Annotated in this window: 19 protein-coding genes; 8 read left to right on the forward strand and 11 right to left on the reverse strand. The window is 38.5% G+C overall.

What is annotated here, in order from left to right; all coding sequences use genetic code 11:
- Positions 1 to 37 precede the first annotated feature (37 nt).
- Positions 38 to 1,249 (forward strand): YeeE/YedE family protein, encoded by a 1,212-nt coding sequence (locus tag AVJ20_RS00895; protein WP_111883792.1) that lies wholly within the window; start codon positions 38 to 40, stop codon positions 1,247 to 1,249.
- A 37-nt stretch (positions 1,250 to 1,286) separates the two neighbouring features.
- On the opposite strand, the gene AVJ20_RS00900 is transcribed toward AVJ20_RS00895, so the two are convergent.
- The 3 genes from AVJ20_RS00900 to AVJ20_RS00910 all read right to left on the reverse strand — a co-directional run bounded on the left by AVJ20_RS00900 (position 1,287) and on the right by AVJ20_RS00910 (position 3,922).
- A complete protein-coding gene (locus tag AVJ20_RS00900; RefSeq protein ID WP_111883879.1) occupies positions 1,287 to 1,808 on the reverse strand; it encodes a hypothetical protein in 522 nt (173 codons plus the stop codon).
- A 65-nt stretch (positions 1,809 to 1,873) separates the two neighbouring features.
- A complete protein-coding gene (locus AVJ20_RS00905) occupies positions 1,874 to 2,653 on the reverse strand; it encodes a TIGR03915 family putative DNA repair protein (protein ID WP_111883793.1) in 780 nt (259 codons plus the stop codon).
- A 9-nt stretch (positions 2,654 to 2,662) separates the two neighbouring features.
- Positions 2,663 to 3,922 (reverse strand): putative DNA modification/repair radical SAM protein, encoded by a 1,260-nt coding sequence (locus AVJ20_RS00910; protein ID WP_111883794.1) that lies wholly within the window; start codon positions 3,920 to 3,922, stop codon positions 2,663 to 2,665.
- Positions 3,923 to 4,136: 214 nt separating this feature from the next.
- Between AVJ20_RS00910 and AVJ20_RS00915 the strand changes: the two genes are divergently transcribed.
- Positions 4,137 to 5,180, forward strand: coding sequence for an NAD(P)H-dependent flavin oxidoreductase (locus tag AVJ20_RS00915; RefSeq protein ID WP_111883795.1), 1,044 nt, complete (start codon positions 4,137 to 4,139; stop codon positions 5,178 to 5,180).
- Between the two features lie 219 nt (positions 5,181 to 5,399).
- Here the strand turns inward: AVJ20_RS00915 and dusB are convergent, their stop codons facing one another.
- On the reverse strand, positions 5,400 to 6,419 hold the full coding sequence (dusB, locus tag AVJ20_RS00920) for a tRNA dihydrouridine synthase DusB (RefSeq protein WP_265735966.1): 1,020 nt from the start codon (positions 6,417 to 6,419) through the stop codon (positions 5,400 to 5,402).
- A gap of 147 nt (positions 6,420 to 6,566) precedes the next feature.
- Between dusB and AVJ20_RS00925 the strand changes: the two genes are divergently transcribed.
- The gene (locus AVJ20_RS00925; protein WP_111883797.1) at positions 6,567 to 8,183 is read left to right on the forward strand and encodes a tyrosine-type recombinase/integrase; all 1,617 of its coding nucleotides are present in this window, start codon (positions 6,567 to 6,569) and stop codon (positions 8,181 to 8,183) included.
- A 33-nt stretch (positions 8,184 to 8,216) separates the two neighbouring features.
- A complete protein-coding gene (locus AVJ20_RS00930; protein WP_049044333.1) occupies positions 8,217 to 8,834 on the forward strand; it encodes a hypothetical protein in 618 nt (205 codons plus the stop codon).
- Positions 8,835 to 8,899: 65 nt separating this feature from the next.
- Here the strand turns inward: AVJ20_RS00930 and AVJ20_RS00935 are convergent, their stop codons facing one another.
- From AVJ20_RS00935 to AVJ20_RS00945, 3 genes are read right to left on the reverse strand one after another with little or no spacing between them, the layout of a single operon-like run.
- Positions 8,900 to 9,409 (reverse strand): hypothetical protein, encoded by a 510-nt coding sequence (locus AVJ20_RS00935; RefSeq protein ID WP_111883798.1) that lies wholly within the window; start codon positions 9,407 to 9,409, stop codon positions 8,900 to 8,902.
- On the reverse strand, positions 9,410 to 10,036 hold the full coding sequence (locus AVJ20_RS00940; protein ID WP_111883799.1) for a lysozyme: 627 nt from the start codon (positions 10,034 to 10,036) through the stop codon (positions 9,410 to 9,412).
- Positions 10,033 to 10,413: a hypothetical protein gene (locus AVJ20_RS00945; protein WP_004761334.1), complete on the reverse strand. Its 381-nt coding sequence runs from the start codon at positions 10,411 to 10,413 to the stop codon at positions 10,033 to 10,035. Before AVJ20_RS00945 ends, AVJ20_RS00940 begins: the two co-directional genes overlap by 4 nt.
- Positions 10,414 to 10,555: 142 nt before the next feature.
- On the opposite strand from AVJ20_RS00945, the gene AVJ20_RS00950 reads away from it, so the two are divergent.
- A complete protein-coding gene (locus AVJ20_RS00950) occupies positions 10,556 to 11,653 on the forward strand; it encodes a zinc ribbon domain-containing protein (protein WP_111883800.1) in 1,098 nt (365 codons plus the stop codon).
- Positions 11,654 to 11,704: 51 nt separating this feature from the next.
- Here the strand turns inward: AVJ20_RS00950 and AVJ20_RS00955 are convergent, their stop codons facing one another.
- On the reverse strand, positions 11,705 to 12,019 hold the full coding sequence (locus tag AVJ20_RS00955) for an Arc family DNA-binding protein (RefSeq protein WP_004761336.1): 315 nt from the start codon (positions 12,017 to 12,019) through the stop codon (positions 11,705 to 11,707).
- Between the two features lie 113 nt (positions 12,020 to 12,132).
- Here AVJ20_RS00955 and AVJ20_RS00960 point away from each other — a divergent pair, with 113 nt between their 5' ends.
- The 3 genes from AVJ20_RS00960 (at position 12,133) to AVJ20_RS00970 (ending at position 13,386) form a co-directional block, all read left to right on the forward strand.
- Positions 12,133 to 12,297: a toxin-antitoxin system HicB family antitoxin gene (locus tag AVJ20_RS00960; RefSeq protein WP_111883801.1), complete on the forward strand. Its 165-nt coding sequence runs from the start codon at positions 12,133 to 12,135 to the stop codon at positions 12,295 to 12,297.
- Between the two features lie 79 nt (positions 12,298 to 12,376).
- Positions 12,377 to 12,667, forward strand: coding sequence for a hypothetical protein (locus AVJ20_RS00965; RefSeq protein ID WP_111883802.1), 291 nt, complete (start codon positions 12,377 to 12,379; stop codon positions 12,665 to 12,667).
- A complete protein-coding gene (locus AVJ20_RS00970) occupies positions 12,664 to 13,386 on the forward strand; it encodes a phage antirepressor KilAC domain-containing protein (RefSeq protein ID WP_111883803.1) in 723 nt (240 codons plus the stop codon). The genes AVJ20_RS00965 and AVJ20_RS00970 overlap by 4 nt, the downstream gene beginning before the upstream one ends.
- Before the next feature lie 58 nt (positions 13,387 to 13,444).
- Here the strand turns inward: AVJ20_RS00970 and AVJ20_RS00975 are convergent, their stop codons facing one another.
- The 3 genes from AVJ20_RS00975 to AVJ20_RS18840 form a co-directional block, all read right to left on the reverse strand.
- On the reverse strand, positions 13,445 to 13,654 hold the full coding sequence (locus tag AVJ20_RS00975; RefSeq protein ID WP_010112791.1) for a hypothetical protein: 210 nt from the start codon (positions 13,652 to 13,654) through the stop codon (positions 13,445 to 13,447).
- Between the two features lie 107 nt (positions 13,655 to 13,761).
- On the reverse strand, positions 13,762 to 14,538 hold the full coding sequence (locus AVJ20_RS18835) for a PLxRFG domain-containing protein (protein WP_162689706.1): 777 nt from the start codon (positions 14,536 to 14,538) through the stop codon (positions 13,762 to 13,764).
- Positions 14,510 to 23,944, reverse strand: a complete 9,435-nt coding sequence (locus AVJ20_RS18840; RefSeq protein WP_265735963.1) for a PLxRFG domain-containing protein — start codon at positions 23,942 to 23,944, stop codon at positions 14,510 to 14,512. The genes AVJ20_RS18835 and AVJ20_RS18840 overlap by 29 nt, the downstream gene beginning before the upstream one ends.
- Positions 23,945 to 23,947: the final 3 nt, after the last annotated feature.

Below are 23,947 nucleotides of genomic sequence, written 5' to 3' on the forward strand. Positions count from 1 at the left end.
CGTAAAATAGAAATACATTTTTTAAGCTTTTTTCTCCATGTCTGTTATTGCTGCGCCAGCCAATCGATCCAATGTATCGATTTGGGTGGCTTTTGTTTTATTAATTTTAGGCACCATTGGTGCTTATCTGGTTGTAGGCGTTAACCAAGCATTGCTATTTTTAATTGGCGGTGCTTTGGGTATGACGCTTTATCATGCGTCTTTTGGTTTCACCTCGAGTTGGCGTGTCTTTATTAAAGAACGTCGTGGTCGTGGCTTGCGTGCACAAATGATCATGTTGGCTTTGGCTGTATTGCTCTTCTTCCCTGCTTTAGGTGCGGGTGAATTATTTGGCAACCCAGTCAAAGGTAACGTTAATCCTGTTTCAATGTCCGTGATGATCGGTGCCTTTATTTTTGGTATTGGTATGCAACTTGGCGGCGGTTGTGCATCAGGCACCCTGTACACCGTGGGCGCAGGTAGTGCACGCATGATTGTAACGCTGATCTTCTTCTGTACAGGTTCATTGATTGCAACTTCACATATTCAATGGTGGTTTGACCTTCCCCACTTTGAGCCGATTTCTTTAGTCAAAAGCTTTGGTGTAGTTCCTGCACTGGCATTAAACTTTGTGCTTTTTGCAATCATTGCCGCAGCAACAGTTTACTTTGAAAAGAAACGCCATGGTCAGCTTGAAGTTGAGCCGCAAGCTAACCAACACGGCTGGAAACGCTTTCTACGTGGTCCATGGCCATTGGTTTGGGGCGGAATTATCCTGACTTTACTAAACTTTGCCACACTCGCACTTGCAGGCCGTCCTTGGGGCGTGACCTCTGCCTTAGCCGTTTGGGCCGCAAAATCAGCAAGTGTTATGGGGATTGATGTTGCATCTTGGGCATATTGGCAGCAACCTGCAAATGCCAAAGCACTCACCGAATCATTATGGTTTGATATCACGTCGATGATGAATTTCGGCATCATGCTCGGTGCCTTACTCGCAGCAAGCCTAGCTGGTAAATTTGCACCAAACTTTAATATCCCAAAACGTTCACTGCTAGCGGCTGTGATCGGTGGTTTGATGTTGGGTTACGGCGCACGTTTAGCATACGGCTGTAACATTGGTGCGTATTTCAGCGGTATTGCTTCAGGGAGTTTGCATGGCTGGTTATGGTTAGTATTTGCCTTCATTGGGAACGGTATCGGCGTCAAACTACGTCCAATCTTCTTCCCTGGCGAACGTCCACAACCGGAAAAGTTAACAGGCTGCTAATTTCTGTAAAAAAAAGCCCCTCATTGAGGGGCTTTTTTTAATCTGCTAGTGCGGCTTTTAGATTACAACCATATTGCATGGTTTCTTGTGCCTGTTTATATGTGGTATAGCGGTTGATAATAAAATCATAAAATTGGTCTGCATTCGCAAATACCTGACTCAAATCTTCGTTTGCGGCATTTGGTAGTTTAACGTCTTTCACCAAGGCCAAGTTCACATGTCCGAGATGATACATTTCGGCAAAATAATGATTCATTACTTCGCAATAGGCAATTTTTGAGCTTTTTAAAGCGGTGTTGGCAACAAAATGCTGATTTAAAGTTTTTAAGTTATGAACATCTAAAGCGGATTGGTCTGAAAAAGCCAAACTTTCTACTTTTTTCAGTTGGCTAAAATCTATAGCTAGAGTTTGATTTAATTGTTCAAAGCGTTGTTGTAATCCCGCTGTATCGGCAACTTGATAACTTTGCGGATTGAATGTTTTCTTTTCTTGTTCATTTGCAGAACACGCCGTGAGCGTCATTGCCGTCAGAACGGTTGTAACAAGAAATAATTTCATCAAGGTCTCACTTAAACAATCAAAAGCTCGATCATTATGCCCGAAAACAACTAGATGATTCACACTTAAATCGCTTTCTCATTCATATAACGCCAATAACGACGTGGCACATACTGCACATGTAATTTCATATTACATCGGGCTTCAATATTGACACTTCTAAAATAATCTTTCCAAAGCTGATCATACAAAACCTCATCATCATCCAGTTCGATATTAAAGGATTGACTATGGCCTGATTGTATTTGCCTATCTATGGTTGTGGCATCCATATCCACTTGATGCACCTGTTTTAAATCATAATAAATGCCATAATTGCGTTTTTCATCGTAAATCAGCCAACGCTGATCTTGATAGCGTGATTTGAAATGCCGTTCGATCAAAGGCAATACATTAAAGTCAGGTGAGACTAAACTGATAAACAAGCCATCCTGACATTTTTTAAAGCGCACAAAAGCTTCCATTCGGTGCTTTTCACGCCCCACTTGCTTCGCCCACTGGCTCATCCCTAATACATCAGCATGGCCATAGTTTTTAGACACATCACGCTGTTGCTGGAACACATAAATGGCAAAATTAAAACAATGTTGAAAAGCCTGCTGCTGCTCGGATAAAAACGCATAATAAAACTGCTTTAAAGCACTTTCAGATGCTTTAAGCTTTAATCCTTGCCATACTCGCTGTGCTTGTTCATCATGACTAGCCACATCAATGACTTCGGCGAAAAGACCTGCCTGCACTTGCCCATCTGTACAAATCTGAATGTCAAATTGCTTAAATTGAAAGGCACGAAAAACACAGCTTAACAATCCTGTCATCGTGCCATCAAAGACATAAATACTCACGAATGTATCCTAAAAACCGAAGTTCAATTGTGGAGAAATTTGCTGCGTATATTTCGACTGGCCACTTTGCAAAATCTGCTGTCTTATTTGATGAGGCTGTTGTTCACGAATAAATTTGGGTGAATCTTCACAGCGTATAAAGTGCTGCGCCCTATTGTAGGAAATACCCATACGTTTTAATTGGTCGATATGAATTTTACCAAAACGTCGTGCTTGAACAATTTTTTTAGTAGAACGCACACCGATGCCCGGCACACGTAAGATCATTTGATATTCAGCACGATTGATATCCACGGGAAATTGCTCGGGATGACGCAGTGCCCACGCTAATTTAGGGTCAATGTCCAATTCTAAATTTGGATGCTCTTCATCGACCAACTCTGTCGCTTCAAACCCATAAAAACGCATTAACCAGTCACTTTGATACAACCGATTTTCTCGTAATAACGGTGGCGCAGAACCCACAGCTGGCAGCGCACGCTCCTCTTCATTTATTGGAATATAACCCGAGTAATACACACGCTTGAGCTTAAACTCTTTGTAATGACGGTCTGCCATCAGTATGACATCACGGTCAGACTCTTGATGTGCGCCCACCACCATTTGCGTCGTTTGTCCTGCGGGTACAAATTTGGGGACTGTACGTATTATTTTTCGTTCATCTTTAAATTGAATCAAACGATCTCGCACAATACCTAAGTCTTTTTGGACTTCGACATGACTTTTTTCAGGTGCAAATTTTTTTAAACCATCTTCTGTCGGCATTTCCAAATTAATGCTCATACGGTCAACATATAAACCTGCTTCGGTAATGATTTCCTGAGATGCCCCCGGAATGGTCTTCAGATGAATATAACCATTAAAATTTTCTTCTAAACGCAGTTTTTTTACCACCTGCAACATACGTTCCATGGTGTAATCCGCCGATTTAAAAATCCCCGAACTTAAAAATAGCCCCTCAATATAGTTCCGACGATAAAAATTCATAGTCAAATCGACCACTTCCTGTACCGTAAATGCTGCGCGCTTTACGTCGTTACTTCGACGGGACACACAATATGCGCAGTCAAAAATACAAACATTGGAAAATAGAATTTTTAATAACGAAACGCAGCGGCCATCTTCTGTATAGCTATGGCAAATACCGTTTCCAGTATTACCCAAACCTTTGTCTTTATTTTGGCGCTTACTACCACTCGAAGAACATGAGACATCATATTTGGCAGCATCGGCTAAAATTTGCAGTTTTTCACGGATACGTTCAGACATGGGAGAATTATAAAATTTAAAGTGAACACAGCATTATTTTAAAAGGATCCACCTCAAAAGTCGGGTCATACATCATTACTACGACACGAGGTGTCGCTTAATTTCAAGTACAACTTTCGTGTAAGCATAAGACCATTTTGATATGAAATAACGAATATTATTTGCTTAATTTCACTCGCTTGGGCAAAGTATTTAGAGTGATTGGAGTATGCACATGACTTTATTAGAAAAACTTGGCATCAAACACCCTATATTTCTTGCCCCAATGGCAGGTGTTTCTACACCTGAACTTGCTGCAGAAGTGTCAAATCAAGGTGGACTTGGTTCACTGGGTTTAGGTGCAAGCAGTGTTGAGAATGCACGTCAACAAATATTACAAACTCAAGAACTCACTGAACAACCTTTTCAGGTCAATTTTTTTTGTCATGACACAGTAGAACTCGATGAACAAGTTGCTGCCAAATGGATCATGCAATTTAAATCACGCTTTGCTCAATATAATGCAGAAGCTCCAGAAGCACTGAACTGTATTTATCCAAGCTTTAAAGACAATGACCATTTTCTAAATCTCTTACTGGAAACGCGCCCTAAAGCGGTAAGCTTCCATTTTGGTATTCCACATCCACATCAAATCCAAGCCTTGAAACAAGCGGGTATTTTGACTCTAGTTTCTGCAACCAACTTAGCAGAAGCTAAACTGATCGAAGCTGCAGGCATTGATATCGTGATTGCTCAAGGTATTGAAGCTGGTGGTCACCGTGGCATTTTCAATGAAAACTTTGATAGTAGCGTTAAGACACGTGACTTGGTTCAGCTCTTGAAACGCCATATTCAATGTCCAGTCGTTGCGGCTGGTGGTATTATGAATGGACATCAGGCCTATCAAATTATGGAGTTGGGTGCAGATGCTGTTCAATTGGGCACTGCTTTTGTGCAATGCAAAACATCAAATGCAAATGAAGCTTATCGCAAAGCATTATTTGATGCACCCATCACGCAGATTACATCAAGTATTTCAGGCCGCCCTGCTCGTGGCATTATCAATAACTGGCACACAGATATTGACACACCGACTCGCCCGACCGTCCCGGCTTACCCATATAGCTATGATTTAGGCAAACAATTACATGCCGCTGCTAGCAAGCATGGTGTACATGAATATGGTGCTTTTTGGGCGGGAACCAATGTCTCTCAAATACGTGAATTGGAAGCACCTGACTTGATCAATCAATTGGTTTTAGAAATGCGCTTTAACTAAGGCCTCGCTCAACGCGACATTCAAACATGAATGCTTACAAAAAAGCCCTCAACATTGAGGGCTTTTTATATGTAATTTAGGCCATCATCGATGCACAATTCAAGAATTGTTTCAGATCATTTGAATCAAGTTAGTTAAATCTATTTCAAATCAATCTAACTAACTTAAAGCAGCCTACTTTGCATCAAATTGTGCAGATCCATTTCGTTTGGCTTTAAATTATTTGGTTTCAAGCAAGTTGACCTGATCAACTTGAACATCACTCATGATCTGACCATGATCAAGTAAGTGATTAAAATAGTTCTCGACGACTTTATATTGATCTGCTGTAGATTCAACTTTATACATATTTTGGCGGAACTCATTACTAGAGCGTAGACCCTTGGTGTACCAAGCAATATGTTTGCGTGAAATTCGACAACCTGAATATTCGCCATAAAAACCATATAATTCAGACAAGTGTCCAAGCAATACGTCACGGACTTCCATAATACTTGGCGCCGCCATATGCTCACCTGTCGTCAGGTAATGTCCTATTTCACGGAATATCCATGGGCGACCTTGAGCTGCACGACCAATCATGACTGCATCAGCACCAGTATAATCCAGTACATATTTGGCTTTTTCAGGTGTATCAATATCACCATTGGCAATCACAGGAATATTGATCAACGATTTCACATCTTTAATTAAGCTATAACGCGCCGTATTCAGATACATATCTTCACGTGTACGACCATGAAGTGCCAATGCAGCAATGCCAGCTTCTTCGGCACGTTTCGCAACGCGCATAATGTTTTCATGACCATTGAGATAGCCCAAGCGGGTTTTTAAAGTCACGGGTACATCAACTGCATCAACCACAGCATCTAAAATGCGGGCCACCAAATCTTCATCTTTGAGCAGCGCAGAACCTGCCAACTTATTACAAACTTTCTTCGCCGGACATCCCATATTAATGTCGACAATTTGCGCACCATTTGCCACTTGATAGCGAGCGGCTTCAGCCAGTTCAGCTGGATCTGACCCTGCAATTTGAGCTGAGATAGGTGCTATCTCACCATCAAAATTGGCACGATAAAGACTCTTTTTACTCATGCGTAAGGTCTTATCTGCCGTCATCATTTCACTGACAGCATGACCTGCGCCAAAGTATTTGCAAAGTGTACGAAATGGGCGATCTGTAACCCCTGCCATCGGGGCAACAAAAATAGGGGAATGCTTTGATTTATCAAACAATTCTGCAATTACGTTGTTTTTACTCAATTTTCACTTTCCCATATTCTTAAAGGTTTTACATCATTTTCAATCATTCTTAACTATTCTTTACGCCTTATTTGCGCCATAATCACCCTTGTGGCGTAAATCCAACTTTATGGCGTAAATATGGGAACAATTGCAGAACGAACTACAGCAGATGGTAAAACTCGATACAGAGCTCAAATACGAATAACTCGTAAAGGCTTACCACCATTTATTAAAACAAGAACTTTTGCAAAAGAGTCATTAGCCAAAGAATGGATTAAGCGACTTGAAGCAGAGATTCTGGTTAATCCTGCTATTCTAAATCCAGAAGCTAAGGTTGTGTCAAAAACTTTAGAACAATTCATCACTCAATATTTAGATGAAATTAGTGACGAATTTGCTGATACCAAAACTGCAGCACTAAAAAATATCTGTAATTATGATATTGCCCATAAAGATGCTTATACCCTTTCACGTCAAGATTTCTCATCATTTGCTATTGAGAGACGAAAAGGCAATCCAATTGAAATGATAGATGGAGTTGCTCCAGCAACTGCATTAAAAGATTTATCCCATATTTCATCGGTTCTAAACCATGCTGAACTTGTATGGGGTGAAGATGTTGCACATGCAAAAAATGAATTATCACATTCGCTGATCGGTCTAAAAAAAGCTCGTATTGTTACTAAATCAAAGGAACGTGATCGTTTAATCACATCAGAAGAACTTCATATTCTGACCAATCATTTTTATAAAGGCTGGAAACGAGTTCGCAATGCTATTCCCATGCACCTGGTCATGTGGCTTGCGATCTATACAGGTCGTCGTGAAGGTGAACTATGTGAAATGCGTTTAGCTGATTTTGACAAAAAAAATAGTCAATGGAAGATCAGAGACGTTAAAAATCCAGATGGGTCCAAAGGAAATCATAAGTTTGCCCATTTAGAGCCTAATGCCCTCCTCATCATTGAAGAATTACTTGAACCTTCTACTCGAAAAAGAATGCTGGAGCTGGGTTATAGTGATGAACTTTTATTACCTGTCAATGTACAGACAGTCAGTGATTATTTTCGTAGAGCATGTCGTTTAAATGGAATTGAAGATTTAAGGTTCCATGATTTACGCCATGAAGCTGCAACACGCTATGCAGAGGATGGCTTTACGATACCGCAACTTCAAACAATTACATTACATTCATCATGGAATAGTCTTAAACGGTATGTAAACCTAAGAAAACGTGGAGAACGTTTAGATTATCAGACAGCTATTCAATTTGCCCGACAACAATATGACGATAATTATTCTAAATTTGCTTTAAAACAAAGGTATGTATCAGCTGCTGATATTGCGGATGCAGAGGAAGCTTATTCTCAAGTTCAAACACCTGACGTTATAAATACTGAATTTTCTTTTATCAAAGAACAGTTGGAAAGATTTATGAAATCATTCCGCCCGACTAAAAGTGTTAAAGATATGTATAAAGAAAAATCCAATATACAAAACATATTTGCATGGAATGATGTGCAACAGTCTTTTGTAGTCCCATACATACAAAATGCTTGGGAAAATTGGTTTAATGACAATGGAAATATTGATTGGGAACAGCTTCCAAATGATACGACTCACTTTAGCATCAAAGGGTTAGATGTATTAAAAATTGAAAATGAACGTGTGTACAAATGGGAAAAAGAAATAGAAAAATGGTTTGATATTACTAAATATTTTGATGCCGATATTTCAAATCTTATCAGAAAATGATTATTACAAATTTTATGCTTAATAGGAGAAAATATGGATCTTGAAAAGAGAATTGATCTTTATAAATCAGATTATTTATTTCATATAGATTTTAAAGAAAAAATTTATGCTCGGATGGTTTTATTTTCAGTTTTCATCACAGCATGTATAACTTCAAATTTCACTATGCAAGATACATTAATGAAACTTAATTGTTCTCAAATGACTATAGTTTTCATTTTATGGGGAATAAGTTCATTAATTTTAATATTTGTTATTATTAACTTTGTTTGCATTACAAGTTTAAAATCAGATGAATGGGTTAATTCAAATGCAGAGATGGAAACTTATAGAGAAACTTTAAGAAACCATTTTATAAGTAATTCTACGAATACACCTTCAAATGATGATGTAGAAAAATATGTAAATGAACAATTTTCTATATATTTAATAGACCAATACTCAAGTTGTTCAACAATTCTCAATGAAAATAATATTTTTAGACAAAAAAGATTATCACATTTAGCAGTAGCAACATATATATTACTTGTTTTAACCTTTATTGTTAGTTTGTTTTTTATTTTTCAGAAATTTAATGGAGAGCAAAATGTCTCAAAACCAACAAATCCCACCACCACCACCACCACCACCAACACGAGTAATAAAAGGTGATAAATTGATTCCTTCGAAACCCACCTACCCCCCTCAACCACAAATCAAAAAATAAAATAAAACCCTCAATTGAGGGTTTTATTTAGTTCTGGCCAACTTTCATTTAGTCGCCTGACATCAATGACGTGTCCATCAGCTTTTTCTGCCAAACTTCTATATTCTGTTGTGCAACTTTCGAGTAATTCTGAGTTGGCAATGGTGTAGTTAATGATGGTTTGCTTGGGAGCACTGGACAAACGTTTGTTGGCTTCACTGAGTTGCTTTGACAACCCACTAGCAGCCAAGTCAGCACTACGAGCGGCAGCATTCGCATCTTGTATTTGTTTAATTGCATTTTGTTCTACCTTTATAATTTTAGCTGACCATGTTTGCATAATGGCGGCTTTTTCCTCTTGAGCCTGATCAATTGCATCTTGATAAGGCTTAATAGCATCAGCTACTGCTTTAGTTTTAACTTTTTCAGCATTTGCCAATTTTCCAGCAAGAGAATTGGCATAAAAAACATAGCCAAAGATAAATATCATTAAGCCTAAAATAATGTATTTGTAAAATTTACCTAACACGGCATCAATCATTTAAACCACCTTTAGAAATAATGATTTTTCTTTTGCTCGACGATTGACTAAGCCTTGAATACGCTTTCCATTATCAAACACCCAACGATCAAATTGACTTGCAGCCGAGGTCAAACTGTTTTGATTAATAAGAGTAAGCATTGTGCTTTTTACAAATGCTGTTTCGCCTATGTTGTAGACAAAAGAAGCCAATGCATCAAATTGGTTTTGATTAAGATTGACTTTGACATTTTTATCAAGACAAGCATCAACCCATACACAATCGTTTTTAAGCCATTGTTCAGCTTCATTTCTCGTGCAAGTATCGCCTTTTTTAACTGATGTGCCATTTGGGTATTTAATGGTACCAAAGCCAATAGTCCAAACACCTCCTGTATCTAAATAAGCTGTTGAACGAAACCCCTCAGCATCTCTAATAATTGCATAACCGTTATCAGAAATATCTAGCTGTCCATTTACTAAAGGTTTAGGTATTTCAAAGCCAATAAGTTTTGCAAAAACATTTAAGCCATTTTTCTCAATAATCTGATCACCAGCTACAACCTGAGATTGACTTAATTTGCCACCAGACATAGCACGAAGCCATGAATATACCTGAGCAACTTGTTGTGATTGATCTGCGCTCATTGTTTATCACCTTTACCATTACTAAGTATTGAAATAAAGGCAGCTTTGACCTCACTAATAACCTCGGATAAAGGCTTACCCTGCATCAGTGCAATGGACTGATAAAGAATGCCAATCCCTAATAATCCAAAAACTGCAAACATAAGCATCACAAAGCCTTGAGCCATGTGAGAATATTTTGATAATTCGTAATATTCAATAAATGCTGAACCGCCATAAAGGCTGACTGAAACGCTGAATAAAAACTTGCCTATAACACCCAAAGAAACTTGAATTTTTCCGTTTTTATCAATGTCACCACTTAATACCAGGGCAAGAATAGCCCCCACTACGGCAGGCACAACTTTGATGATCCATGGAATTGTGTTTTCTTGCATAACTTGCCCCGAAATAAAACTCTACTTTATTTCGTAGAGTTTTATTTAAAGGCGGTTATTTAGCGAACCTTACAGGGGGTTGATACTGCTCTAAAATTAAACTATCGTGATTTCAGATAATTATTAAAGTTTTGGTGGGGATATGTTTTGCAATCAATGCGGACAACAGAATGTAGATAGTGCGAGATTTTGTAGTAATTGTGGCAATAAATTAGAGATTCAAAATATTCAAGCTTCACATGCACCACCGCAACTAGAAAAAACTGACTCTCCACGACCAATAAAAAAACGCGTTGAACTCTGGAATCCTAATGCTGCTGCTAATTGGAGCTTATTGTTTACGCCAATTTTCGGTTCATATTTGCAGATGAAGAACTGGCAAGCTCTTGGAAAGCTAGAAGATGCAAATACTGCTAAAAACTGGATAATTTTTACCATTATTTTTATTTTGTTTATAAATTTCGCTACACCTTTTATTTGGGATGATATTGAAAAAGTAACGACCATTTCAAGAGGTTTAGGCTTTTGGTATATCATTATTTGGTATTTTGCCTATGCAAGAAAACAACCAAAATATGTAAAAGAAAATTTAAATGATAAATATCAAAAGAAATCTTGGCTTACCCCTTTATCTAGTGCAACGGTTATTTTATTTATATCATTTACCGTTTTAATGGTTGTTAGTTCTTCAATTATTCAATCACTACCAAATCAACAAATATCAGAACAAAAAAATGATGTTGATTGGGATAATGGAATAATTACCCCTCCATCTTCTTCATTAACTTGTGGAGAAAACTCAGGCTCATCACCCAAAGGGCTGGAGTTTTATGGACCTATAAGCTACAAACTATCTGACAACAATCCAGTAAAAACCCAAGTAACATGGGGAATTAAATACGCAGATTCAAATTTGCAAAATGATTCATATTCAGGTTCATTGCGTATTCGTTTGTATGCTGTGTCTGAATCTTATTCAGGATCTAGTTTGAATGGCTACGTTATAGGAGAGTATTTTCCTAACTTCAATGGCGATGGCTCAGCTTCTACGAATCAACTTAAAGTTAATTACAATGTAGAGAATATTGTTTCTAAAGATGAAAAAAATCTAAAAATACCTTCAGGAAAGTACTGCACAGTAATCACGCTTGAGGAATTTGATGAACAATCCTGCTCAAGTACTGACCGTTTTTGTATCCAATCGTGGATGCAATTTAAAGATCCTGCAACTTTTTTTTAAACAAATACTTATATAAATTACAACGAAAAAGCCGACTTAATGTCGGCTTTTTTAATTCAATTGATTAATTAATTCTAACATTTTGCTTTTCGATGGATCGTCATCAGGTAGCTTTTCAGCTAGTTTAAGTACAAGAAGATTAGAGATTTCTAATTGTTTTTTAATCATATCATTTTTTTCTTCAACAGCCTGCATGTATTCAGAAACTAATGCTGAAGGAATATTGTTTTCGAAGCTCTTTTCTAAACGAGCAACCATTTCAGCACTTTGAGAACGATTATTCTGCTCTGCTGATTCTTCAATTTGTTTTTTTAACTCTGGTGGAACTCGCAATCTAACAATGGTGTGATCGGCTTGATTACTCATTTTTACCTCATGCCACAAAAAGTGGCAAATATTTTCATTTACGTATTTACAATACCACAATATGTGGCTATAGTTATTAAACGCCACACATTGTGGCATTAAAGAGGGTAATTATGAAACAAAATCGCCAAAAGCCTATTGATGTTCGTGTGCGAGTATCAGTTGATCTACATGAGTTACTAAAGGCTCATTCTGAAAAAGAAGAACGTTCAATGAATTATTTGGTAAACAAGGCTATTGAATTTTATTTAAAACAGCATGAGAGTGCGAAAGCATGAAATCAACAGGCACAAAAAAACCTTGCCCGACTACCAATCAAACGCAAGGTCTAGTTGCCATCACAAAGGATGAATACCTATGAATAATATAACCCAATTCACCCAAGACAAGCAAGTTCAGGTCAGTGAACAGCAATTACGGAGTTTGCTTGAATTTGTACGTATCGCAAATAATCGTTTTGATGAAATTTCAGCATTAACAACTGTAATTGCTGAAAAGTCAGAACTATCACCAACAATCAAAACTTTGGCACATTTAGCTTCATCAATAGCAAATAACTTTCAAGATATTTGTGTTGAAGAATTTGATAATTTCAAAGAACGCTCACCTGACTTAGTAAAGTTTTTTACAGAGGAGTTGGCAGCATGAATGCAATTGTTCCTGTACAAATTCAAATGATGACAAGTTTGGAAATTGCTGAACTTGTTGAAAAACGCCATGACAATGTTAAGCGCACTATTGAAATGCTTGTAAACACTAGCGTTATTATTCAACCTCAAATTGAGGATGAACAATCTACTGATAAAATGGGTCGTACTCGTACTACTCAAGTTTATGTATTCACAGGTGAACAAGGTAAGCGTGATTCTATTATCGTGGTTGCCCAACTTTGCCCAGAATTTACAGCTCGCTTGGTAGATCGTTGGCAAGAACTTGAAGCTCAAGTTGCTCAACCAGTATTTGATATTTCAAATCCTTATCACCTACTACAAGCAATTGAAACTCAGGCAAAACAAAATATTGAACTAACCCAAAAAGTTGAAAAACTTGAACCTAAAGCTCAAGCACTCGATACCATTGCTGAAACAGTACATACCTACTGTATCCGTGAATGTGCCAAAACAATTGGAATAAAAGAAAAGGATCTCATTAATCTTTTACTTCAAAAAAAATGGTGTTATCGAGATGCTGAAAAGAAATTACAACCACATGCACAGTATGTGTTGAATGGTGTTTTTACCAATAAAGCATCACCAGTAATCAAAAATCAAAATGATGGTCAAGAGCGTGTATTTTTACACATGCGAGTGACAGCATTTGGCTTGACTAGGATTACAGGTTTAGTAAATAAGGAAAAACTCAAATAAAATCCAATAAAGAAGCCACCGCAAGGTGGCTTCTTTCACAAACTTGTCGACAAAAACATTATAGTTTTTTAACCATAATTGCATCTATTGATCTATGCCCTGTTTGACTTTCCCGATGAGGCTTTATCTCAATACCTAGTTCAAATTTATTATCTTCTAAAAAGTCATTCAACTCTTCAAACTCTTGGGATGTATGATCTTTGAAAAATTTTACACCTTTTGGATGCATAGCCTGAAGTTCTTCAAAAATTAAATCATAATTAATCATAATTATTTCATCTGTTTATAAAGTGAGTTTAATTTTTCACTAGTTTAAATTTTTATTCAATATAGAAAATGAACAAAGCGACCTAGTCAGTCGCTTTGTAGTTTTTACTAATCCGTTTCAGCAAATCGTCCATAATCACCAATATCACGATACTTCTTAGAAAGATAAACGCCATTTTCAGCATCACGAATACGTTTGGCATTTTGATGATAACTTTGCATTAAATTTATACGGTTAATCCGTAACTTAGGATTAACCTCATTAAATTCCTGAATATCTTTCCATGCAGAGTCCATGCCCTCTTGATCATCATTGCGTTTAGCTCGGACCCAATTTGCTGTTAATTTGGATTTACGTTTTTGCAGAGCTTGTTGTTGTTGATAGATCGCTGATTTACCTTCATATGCTGTACGCACCTGACTTGGTGAGAAACCAATTGTCTGGCTGAATATTCCTGCACCTGATACTGGATGACCATCCAAAATATCCACACCTGTTTTATCCTGTACACCTTCTGTAGCATACCGATATGCCTTAAAAGGATTTTTAGCAAAAGTAGGCAACATTTCTTCAAGAGCACGAGCATAATTCCCCTGGCCAAGCTCTTGTATACCTTTTGCAATATTCGCCCCCATTCCGACTGTTGCACCCATATTGCCTAATATTAACTGTTCATAAAGCTTTTGCCCCTCTAAACCATCGGGTGCTCTAGCTAAAAACATACTATCTAAACCAACTCGACCAGACAGATCTGCTGATGTACCACGTGATAATCCTTTCATCACCAAATTTGAGAAATTCGGACTCGTCATATCAGCTAAACCATTGCGTAAAGCGACTTCTGCATCCCATGGATCATCTCCCCCCCCCTGCCATTCCAACAAGACCAGATGCTATAGCTAGTATTGTAGTTACCATTGGTAGTCCAAGAACACCTGCTGCCAAAGCGTGAGTTACAAGTATTGCACTGATCGCCCTTGCAGCTTCTATTCTTTCCTCTTTAGTGTGGTTTTTACCAATTAGAGCGATGTAAGACTGACGTGCAATGGTATAGATCATATTCTGTCCAAATTGCTTGAACAAAAAAATGACTTTGGCTACGTTACCCTGCATAAATCTGGCACGGTTAGAAGCTGAATAATCAAAATGCCCATCGTAAGTCATCTTTACTGCTTGTTTATATGCATCATGATCTGCCATACCGCTTTCTTTAGATAATCGATACGCAGCGATAAAAGTCACTTCACGGTTAAAACGTTCAGCATGATGAAACATAAGAGATGCTGCGCGCATGATAGGTCTCATCTTCCACATCACGCCACTATCTTCACCCTGAGCAATCCCTGCTAAATCATGTGCCTGTGTTACATCAATCACACCAGCAGAAACAGCTTTTTCATAAGCCTGCTTTTCATGTTCTTTTAATACTTTTGCTATATCTGGATCAATTGAATCACTAAGACTATTTCTGAAACTCTCCAAGTCCGTAAAATCAGGCATCTCAAACCCAACACCTTTAGCATAATCGCTAGACGCTCCTAAAAGTGCTATACCTGCTTTATCAAATCCAAATTTTGCTCCAAGAATAGGATATGCAACAAGTGGGGTTTGCAGAATATTCACCATTGCAGCTGCTGGTGACAACCCAAGAAAATAGATAAATCCCATACTGGTTAAAAGTGAAGATACAGCATTCCCTTTTGCATTCATTAGATTTTTATGGCGCTTATTCATTTCATCAATGACTGCGGATGCTAAAGGCTGCCTATAACTAGGATCCTTTTTGATTTGAGCCTTAGCATATTCTTCCATTTCATCTAGCTGTGCTGTAAGTTGATCACCATAGCGCAACTTAGCTAAATAACTTGCCCCACTTGACATATTTTGCGCAAAAGCACGTCTAGCATTATTACTAAATCCCGCAGTTCCTTTACGGTGAATACCATGTTTTGCCCAACTTAAATCAGGCATGGAAGATAAATATAGCTGCCCCAATGTATCTTCAAATTCAGCTTGTTTTTTTGCATCTAAGCCAAGATTACCCACCTCATCAAACAGGTCTGACATGAAGCCACGCCCAACCTTATCACGTAAGGCGTTATACTCTTGATCACGGATAACAGAATCCACTTTTAATTGAGGATATTTTTCTATCAATTGCTCACGTAAAGCCTTCGCCTCATTTTCAGTTTCAGCACGACTAATGCTCTCCACATCACCATTCTGATTACGTGCCACAACGACATATTGACCAAAACGAGCCAATGGAAAATAAACACCTTTAATTTGACCAAAAGAACCTTCGATTTTTTTCAATAAATCAGCTTTTCTCTCACTACTCAAAGCAGACCTTAAAATACGCTCCCTGACCGCCTCACGTACTTTGGCATAATGCCCACTATAAGCATCACGTGCTTTTTTATACATTGTTCGAGCTTCAGGAGATAAAGCGTTGTAAGCTTTATATAATTGCTGATACTTAACTTTATCATCACCTGACTGGTATGGCTTGGCTGGGTCGATCTGAGCCAAAGTGGCTTCATGCATTAAGTCAGCCAATGCTTCTTCTTCTGTTTTAGAGTTAGGGTCATTCTTATCGATTCTTTTATTTAACTTAGCCCACTCACGCACAATATTATCTGCATGAGCAGCTATATCATTTTTATCAGCATCCATCTGATGCACCAAGTCATTATATACAGATAACTGAGGTAGAATTTTTTTATAAATATCTGTGATCTGCATACGACTCAGAAACATCAAACCATATTTCATTGCATCAGCCATACTTGGTAGTTTAAAGTTGCCACTGTACAAATTTTTAATATTTTCACTTAGGCGATCAGCAACATCATTTGAAGATCGGCTAAATCTAATATCTGAACTTTCACTATTAAATGTGCCTTTATTCCCCTCAGCCATTTTTACTTGATTAGGCTCTAACGCAACAATATATTCTTGATTTTCAAACTGATGAACAATTCCCTGATATTTCCCAGAAGTTGTCGCTTCTACAAATTCATCACGTGAAACATTACCTGTAGTTTTGAACGCATTCCGAATGTTTACAAATAATGGAAGTACAAAGCCATTTTCCCCACGGATATTGGCGTATACATCTGCTGTATCAAAACTATCAGTTAAGTAAATACCATCACCTAATATGCCATGGCCTTGTTTAAATTCATTAAACTCAGATGCTGTACCATGATATACAACTTTAGGTTCTCCATTTTCATCTAATACCTGTGAAGCATTTGCTGCATCATTTTCCCAATCACCAAACCATTTCTTAAATTCTGGTGTGCGAACTTGTAACCATTGTTGTTCTGAAAGATGTGTCTTTGCACCGTTTGGTGCTGTCATCCATTTATTTGTGCCATGATATTTTTGACGAATTAAATCCAATGATGATTGATGTTTAATTTGCCCAATCATACGTTCTGATAGTGCAAGCATATCACCAGGATTCAAATTAAGATTGATACCAAAATTATCAAATACCCATGCTTTTACATACGAAACAATATTGTTAATCAACTTTTGTAGTGCATTCCGTTGAATCACATTACGTTGTTGCATAGTGGATGAAAGAGTTAATAAATATGGTAAATATTCAAGCTGCTGACGTTCAGAGCCTTGTTCTCGTTCTGCAAGCATCTTTGCAGCTAAAGCAACAGGATTACCCTGCTCAACTAATTTATTAAATTGATTCATCAATTCATTATATTGTTTCTGGTTCATCATATTTTGAAAACCAGCATGACCACCCAACTCATGTAAGAATGTTGGCACTGTGCTTTCAGCAGTCAGATTCGATGCAACAAGTACGGCTTTGCCATTGTGATAAAAACCCTCAACACCCTCAACCTGATAGTCTTGAATAATCTCAAGCTTACCTTGTCGTTCAAGCTCATCAATGGTCTCTTTACCAAAACGATCAATCAACACGTCTCGTACTTGTTGAGTTGTAGAACCTGAATTACTTTTAGTGCGACGGCTATAAAGCGGACTATCAGAATTGTTCTTAGATGAAAATTCTTGATTTTTATATTTCCCAAAATAGCTTCGATCAACTACAGCCTTACGAGCTTCTGACAAAAACATCATCAAATCGGCATCATTGTAACGTGAAAGGAATTTATCAAAGCCACGATCACGGAACCACTGACGAATATATCCAATAACTTCTTTTAGCTTTTGACGTACAAAAGGACGTGACTTAGCATTTTGTGCAACAAAAGCAAATAATTCTCCAACCAAGGCTTGTTGTACATCTGATTCAGCATAAATTCCTTCTTTCGCACCTTGGGTATATGGCTCAATATATGCACTTTCAAACTGTGCCATATTTACACCATTTTTACTGGCGATTTTGCGGATGCCTTCAAGCTCACCTAAAGCATTATAGAGTTGTTGCAACTTGGTTTTATATTCTTGGCCAAATATCTGTTGTACACCAAAGTGGCCAATGATTTCATGCGCTAACATTTCCTCATAAGCATCAAATGTAGTAATCTGTTTTTCATTATCTCCATATACCTGATCAGCAACTACATAGAGTGTACCCTTATGCCAAACAGCACTAACATCATAGTTTTGGGTTTTGCCATTTTCATCTTGGTATGTGGCATCTTTTTGTATTTCCGTAGGAAGTCCATCAAAGCTAGAAATAACTTGAACATCAAATCCCCCCTTAATTCCAGCACTTCCAACAGTAATTCGACCACTAATCGACGAATCTTGTGTAGCGGACAGTTTGAGATGTTGAAGAACAGAAAGGACTCGTCGAGTAGCACTGACAACTGATAAAGCATTAAAGGTAGTATCTAGCGGTGAAGTACCTCTACGCTCGTTATCAGGTTTTAATTTGTCACGGCTATAAAGTTTAATCCCTGTTTCTGTTTCTTCTGTTTTTAGTGTATCAACCAAATCAGAAAACTTTGCATTGATTGCTTTTCGTTCTGTACCAGTAGGAAATGGTCGCTTAAAACCCCATGGGGTAAAAATCGCAGCACTCTCAGGGCCAAAATTCAGAAACGGACTGTAGCCACTATTTTGAGAAATTTTATCTTCTACATACCCTTGGAATGCACGTGCTGTCATTTCAGGAGTAGTAATCCAATAATCTGTACCGCGTCCCTGATCTAACTCTTTTGCGTTCATAGCAAAATCCGTTGGTATCATTTTCGCTTTCTCTGTACCATTTTGAGCTTCTGCCAATAGTTTGAGGCGTTGGGCATAGGTATTCATGTATTGACGTAATCGGTCTAATACACCCTTTTGTTCAGCATTAAACCCTGATCTACCACGGACAGATTTATAAATCACACTTAATTTATCTAGGGCATCATTAGACCAACGTGCACCACTAAATATATTTCGACTATTCTTATTATTGTTGTGACGTATTTCCGTAGTAAGTGCCGTACCTGTAAGCAATAACTCAGCAACCGTATCAAACTCAGCCAGCTGTTCAGCTGAGGCAGCTTTGTTAAAGCGCTTGTAATATTTAGGATCAAGCTCACGATTAAGATCAGCACGTAACTTATCTAATTGATCTTTTAAGTTGTTTCTCGCAGAACTAACGAAGCTTTCAACCTTAACAGTATCTTCAATATAGTTTTCAGATTTTCTAAAAATTGTCTGTACCAATTGTTTATAGGCTTCTTGCACATCTTCACGAACATTTGATTTATAAGAGAATCCAGAAGTGACGCTCATATCTTCAAAGTGTTTTGCAATCTTTAATGATCGACTGCCATCCGCGTTCGTTACCCATTCAGATGGGGCTTTGCCATCTTGTCGACCAAAATAGTGATCTAATGCATGCCACCATTCATGAGCTAATGAACCTGCGCCATTCAATTTGGTCAAGTTAATCACAGCACGTTCGGGTTCATAGTGCGCCTTTGCACCACTTAATCCTTGCCCTCTGGCACCAAACGCTAAAGCGAGTTCCCCATTTAGGCTAATTGCTGCAGGTGGGATATTTAAAATCTCAGCCAAGTCCATGAGACCATCAAAGGCATCATTTAATAGCTCTTGGCGTTCTGACTGATTATTCCAGTTCCCAAATTCAACACCACGGAAACCAAACACACGAATAAAATCAGCATCTTTAGCATCACCTTTACGGCGATCTAGTCCTTTTCTTACCGTATTTTCAGGTCGAGGAAGATCAATTTCCCCAAAAGTTGTATTGGTTTCTAGAATTTCAATCGCATGGATTGCCATATATTTCATAGCATCTTCACGTGTTTGAAATTCTTGTTCGACAACTTTAACGCGCTTCCGATCACTAATTTCACGATAGATAGAAAAGCTATCTTTTCCAGCAGCCCACACACGATGCTTTTGAGCTACAGCTAGAATTGGTAGTGCAAGTTCAGCATCTTTTTGGGAATCAAAAAATTGTTTGCCTAGTTGCTTGGCATTCCCCTTCCAATCCTTTTTTCTTGTATCCGTGATAATCCATTTACCAACTTCATTTGAATTGGTAGAGGCTGCAATTTCAGTAATCTCAAATCGCTTGGCCCAAGTTGGACGATTGTCCTTTGTAGTAGTGCCAGAGGTTTTGGGGCCAGTCTTCACTGAAGTATCTTTACGAGCACCACCAATTTTTTCACCAAAATCTTGAATCATTTCTTTTTCAGATGTTGGAGCTGTCTTCTTTAAGGCTTTTGTAGGCTCTGATTGTTCTTGCGCTGTTTCACTTCCTGCAATAGCTCCTCGTCCTGATCGTCCACCGCCAACTGTGCCAGTGTCTGGTTCATTAGGTTGCGGGCTAGTGAAGATGTCTTGTTGCTTTTCGGTTTCTTGTCGTCTGACTTGTTCATGTGTAGTCCTTAAAATTTCTGCGCCAGTAGGGTCATTCTCACCAAACAAGTTGACACCTGATTTAGTGGAAAGTGCATTATCAATATAGTATTTAAGTGCAGTGGCAACTTTCTCACGGCTTCTTGCACGAGTCAGTTTATCACCTGAGTAAAAGATTCTTAGAAAGTCTTGTGTAACTTGATCAATTTCACCTGAAAAAATATCACTTTGATTCATTAAATCAAAAACAGATCGACCTTCTCTACGTGCCTTTTTAATAAGATTTACAGCTTCCAATAAGTTGGCCGTAATATCTACATCTTTTGAAATGACACCCTGATCAACCATTTCAAGCATATTTGCCCAGAACCCTGAAACATCCATTAAGGCACCACCAATCGCCTTAATATTACTGTCAGAACTTTCAAACAAATCAGAAATCAAAGTTTGATCACCATAGGCACGTGCAACCAAGGATGCTTGAATACGACGTAAACCTTTTTGGGTCAAAACACCATCTGCACCTAATAAGCTACCTCGTTCATTCGATGATGCAATTCCATTGACATAGGATTTAACAAAGTTTCTATTCTGTGCAGAGTCAATTTCCCCACCATAAAACTGATGCAAAATAGAACCTAATTTTGCAGCATCGGATTTCGCCTGTTCACTATCGCTTAGCTCAAGTGTGGAACGTTGGTTTGCCTCACCTGTATAAGCAATACGTTCTGCAGAAGTCATTGGTGTAATACGCTCACGTACCAATACAGGCGCTGTCATACCATCAGTGTTATAACCCTGCTCTTTCAACCACTGTCGATAATGCTCTGCCTTACCTTCCATATATGCCTTAGTAATCGCCATAGAACGACCATTACCACTTTCAACAATGTTTTCCACTGAAACAATTGGTGCTCCATCAGAAGCGTTCGGGTTTTCACCAAGCAATAATGGATTTAACTGATTCGCAATTTCCGTAATTTGCATTTGTGACGCAGCGCGAGTACGGTCTCTTGGTTGTAACTCTTGAGGATAATTAGGATTAATTTGTCCATTAGGATTATTTGATGTGATTAAATCAGCAGCTTCCACTAACTTATGCTGAACCTCAAATGAACGTCCAGTTGCTGTAGTCACAACTTCCTTTTTATCAGCAATACGATCTGATTTAGGCTGAACTTTTTCACTGACTGGACGCACGGTATCATCATTATCCAACCAGCTTTTAAACTCATCTTTTGATAATGAACGAATAGGACCAACTTTCCATCCTGGATCAAAGTTAGATTTATACGCTTGCTCAGCCTCTTCTAGGCTTTGATACCCAAGCATAATTTTATGCTCATCAAATTGATCATTATCTTGATTTAATTGATCAACGATAAAGACACGTTCTGATTCAGGGTTCTTGCCTACATACACATCTAACTGTTCTTGGTCTGCCCCTTTGGTTTTTTTGATATAACCATAATGGTCACTCATCGTGTGCGACCAGTCACTACCATCAGGGTTTTTACCACTACGTGTGGAGCCACGCGGACTTTCAATAGCAATATCTAAACCATGAACCTTAATGTGGCCTTTTTTATAATTGCCTGCTTCAATTTGTGCTTGTGTAGGTGCTGGTAAATTATTACCAGAACTAGTTGCAGCTTCATTCGCTGCAACATCTATTTTTTGTTTGTGTTGTTCATTTAATTTTTGGGTTTCTACCTGTTTTAACTTACCATTCAGACTGTTAAGTTCACGTCTTAATTGGGCTTTTTGGGCCACGCTTGTTTCTGCATCAAACTTTTGTTGGGCCTCTTGAATACGTGTATTTAAATCAAGTTTTTCGGTCTCAATATCAGATGCTGTGGCTGTACTTGTATTATTGCTAACTGCACCACTGTTGCTATTTCCCTGAGATTGTAAAGAACTCAATAACTCAGGTTGCGTCGCAGCCTGTTGGCTTTCACCCAAAAAAGTACGGTAATCTGTAGGTACAGAACTTAATTGCTGACCATCTTCCTGCTCAGCTGAGTAAGTTAATAATCCTGTTGATGTCACTCCACTATCTACAGCCAAAGCCGCTGCAGATGACATAGGGCCATCATTAGGATTGATCCCCATTTGCTGTGAAGGCGTTTGGCTGGCTGGCGGTACAGCATTCAGTAAATCATCAAAGGCTGCTTCACTGCCATAACCATCATCAAAATAATTGCCCTTCGGTGCCGGTGGCGTACCTGGACTGGTTGGATTACCAGCTGCCGCATTGCCCTGATCAAAACCATTATTGTTTAATAAGTTATCAGCCTCCATTGATGGCTGATCATAAACAAAAGCTGTGCGACCTTGATTAGCCCCCTGTGGCACATTTTCACGTGGGATATATTCACCGGTCAATGCACTATTTGGGTTTGAACCTAATTGTGGAGGTGCCGATGGTAGATTAGGTGAGCCTGATTGTTGTTGGTTATCTTGTGGCCCTGTGTCAGATCGACTATTCCACCAATCACCAGTTTTACCCGCACCACTGACTGTACCGCCCATTGCCATACCAGCCAAAGTACCCATGACTGCTGCATTTTCAACACCATCATGCCAAGGCTTATCTAATGCCAAGTTTTGTAAAATTTGCTCTGAAACGGATTGAGGTAATTCTTCTAAGAAGCCTTCTGAAATTGCACCTTTGATCACAGCAGTTGGAATTGCCCTCATCGGTGTCTTAGCAATTTCTTCACCCACTTGTTGCGTGGTTAAACGCCCTGTTTGCATGGCTGTATCAACATCTGATAAGCCCATTTTCTGAGCAAGACGACCACCAGCATAGCCAAACAAGCCACCAAGGGCACCAGTAGCCACACTTGCTAGAGACTGATCTGCGGTTAATCGTCCATCTACAGTTTCTTGGCGAATTTGTTCAGCTTGGCTACCTGCCATAGCAACACCTTCACCTACAGAACCAGCCACAACAGGATTGGCTATACCAGAGGCACGACCTAATAGGCCACCAACTAGCATTGAAGGTAAAGATTCAGCAACGGTATTTGTGATAAGTGATGGGTTGTTGATGGCATTTTTTGTTATATCAACAGCATTGTCGAATTTTTTACCAACCTTTGTTGCGAAGTCGTCACCTTCCTCAATTTTTCGATTGCCAATATTTGCAGAATCTTTTAATTGTTGTTGGTATTGCTCAGACTGCCAACCTGTCATTACATTTTTGGCAGCTTTTGGGTCGTAACCAAGTTTTTCGGAAAGTATTTTACCTGTAGCACCATCGGACATCATGTCACTTAGACCGACTGCTACCTCACCTACGGCTAGCGTACCCTTGCCAAGAAAGGAAACTGCATGATCTTTTGCTTGACCAAGAAAACCTTTATCTTTCTTTTCTTTAGGTTGTGAAATTTGACCATTATCCCAATCTATCTGATTTGGTTCTTGAATAGTTCCTTTTTCCCAATCGATTTGGTTTTGATCTGACATGAC

The organism is Acinetobacter sp. CFCC 11171, from assembly GCF_003268405.1.
Taxonomy (GTDB): domain Bacteria; phylum Pseudomonadota; class Gammaproteobacteria; order Pseudomonadales; family Moraxellaceae; genus Acinetobacter; species Acinetobacter amyesii.

Excerpts from the sequence above, each read along its gene's own strand:
- AVJ20_RS00900 (WP_111883879.1), bottom strand. The coding sequence starts at position 1,808 with ATGAAATTATTTCTTGTTACAACCGTTCTGACGGCAATGACGCTCACG.
- AVJ20_RS00915 (WP_111883795.1), top strand. The coding sequence starts at position 4,137 with ATGACTTTATTAGAAAAACTTGGCATCAAACACCCTATATTTCTTGCC.
- AVJ20_RS00970 (WP_111883803.1), top strand. The coding sequence starts at position 12,664 with ATGAATGCAATTGTTCCTGTACAAATTCAAATGATGACAAGTTTGGAA.
- AVJ20_RS00965 (WP_111883802.1), top strand. The coding sequence starts at position 12,377 with ATGAATAATATAACCCAATTCACCCAAGACAAGCAAGTTCAGGTCAGT.
- AVJ20_RS00945 (WP_004761334.1), bottom strand. The coding sequence starts at position 10,413 with ATGCAAGAAAACACAATTCCATGGATCATCAAAGTTGTGCCTGCCGTA.
- AVJ20_RS00950 (WP_111883800.1), top strand. The coding sequence starts at position 10,556 with ATGTTTTGCAATCAATGCGGACAACAGAATGTAGATAGTGCGAGATTT.
- AVJ20_RS00940 (WP_111883799.1), bottom strand. The coding sequence starts at position 10,036 with ATGAGCGCAGATCAATCACAACAAGTTGCTCAGGTATATTCATGGCTT.
- AVJ20_RS00930 (WP_049044333.1), top strand. The coding sequence starts at position 8,217 with ATGGATCTTGAAAAGAGAATTGATCTTTATAAATCAGATTATTTATTT.
- AVJ20_RS00925 (WP_111883797.1), top strand. The coding sequence starts at position 6,567 with ATGGGAACAATTGCAGAACGAACTACAGCAGATGGTAAAACTCGATAC.
- AVJ20_RS00975 (WP_010112791.1), bottom strand. The coding sequence starts at position 13,654 with ATGATTAATTATGATTTAATTTTTGAAGAACTTCAGGCTATGCATCCA.
- AVJ20_RS18840 (WP_265735963.1), bottom strand. The coding sequence starts at position 23,944 with ATGTCAGATCAAAACCAAATCGATTGGGAAAAAGGAACTATTCAAGAA.
- AVJ20_RS00960 (WP_111883801.1), top strand. The coding sequence starts at position 12,133 with ATGAAACAAAATCGCCAAAAGCCTATTGATGTTCGTGTGCGAGTATCA.
- AVJ20_RS00895 (WP_111883792.1), top strand. The coding sequence starts at position 38 with ATGTCTGTTATTGCTGCGCCAGCCAATCGATCCAATGTATCGATTTGG.
- AVJ20_RS00935 (WP_111883798.1), bottom strand. The coding sequence starts at position 9,409 with ATGATTGATGCCGTGTTAGGTAAATTTTACAAATACATTATTTTAGGC.
- AVJ20_RS00955 (WP_004761336.1), bottom strand. The coding sequence starts at position 12,019 with ATGAGTAATCAAGCCGATCACACCATTGTTAGATTGCGAGTTCCACCA.
- AVJ20_RS00910 (WP_111883794.1), bottom strand. The coding sequence starts at position 3,922 with ATGTCTGAACGTATCCGTGAAAAACTGCAAATTTTAGCCGATGCTGCC.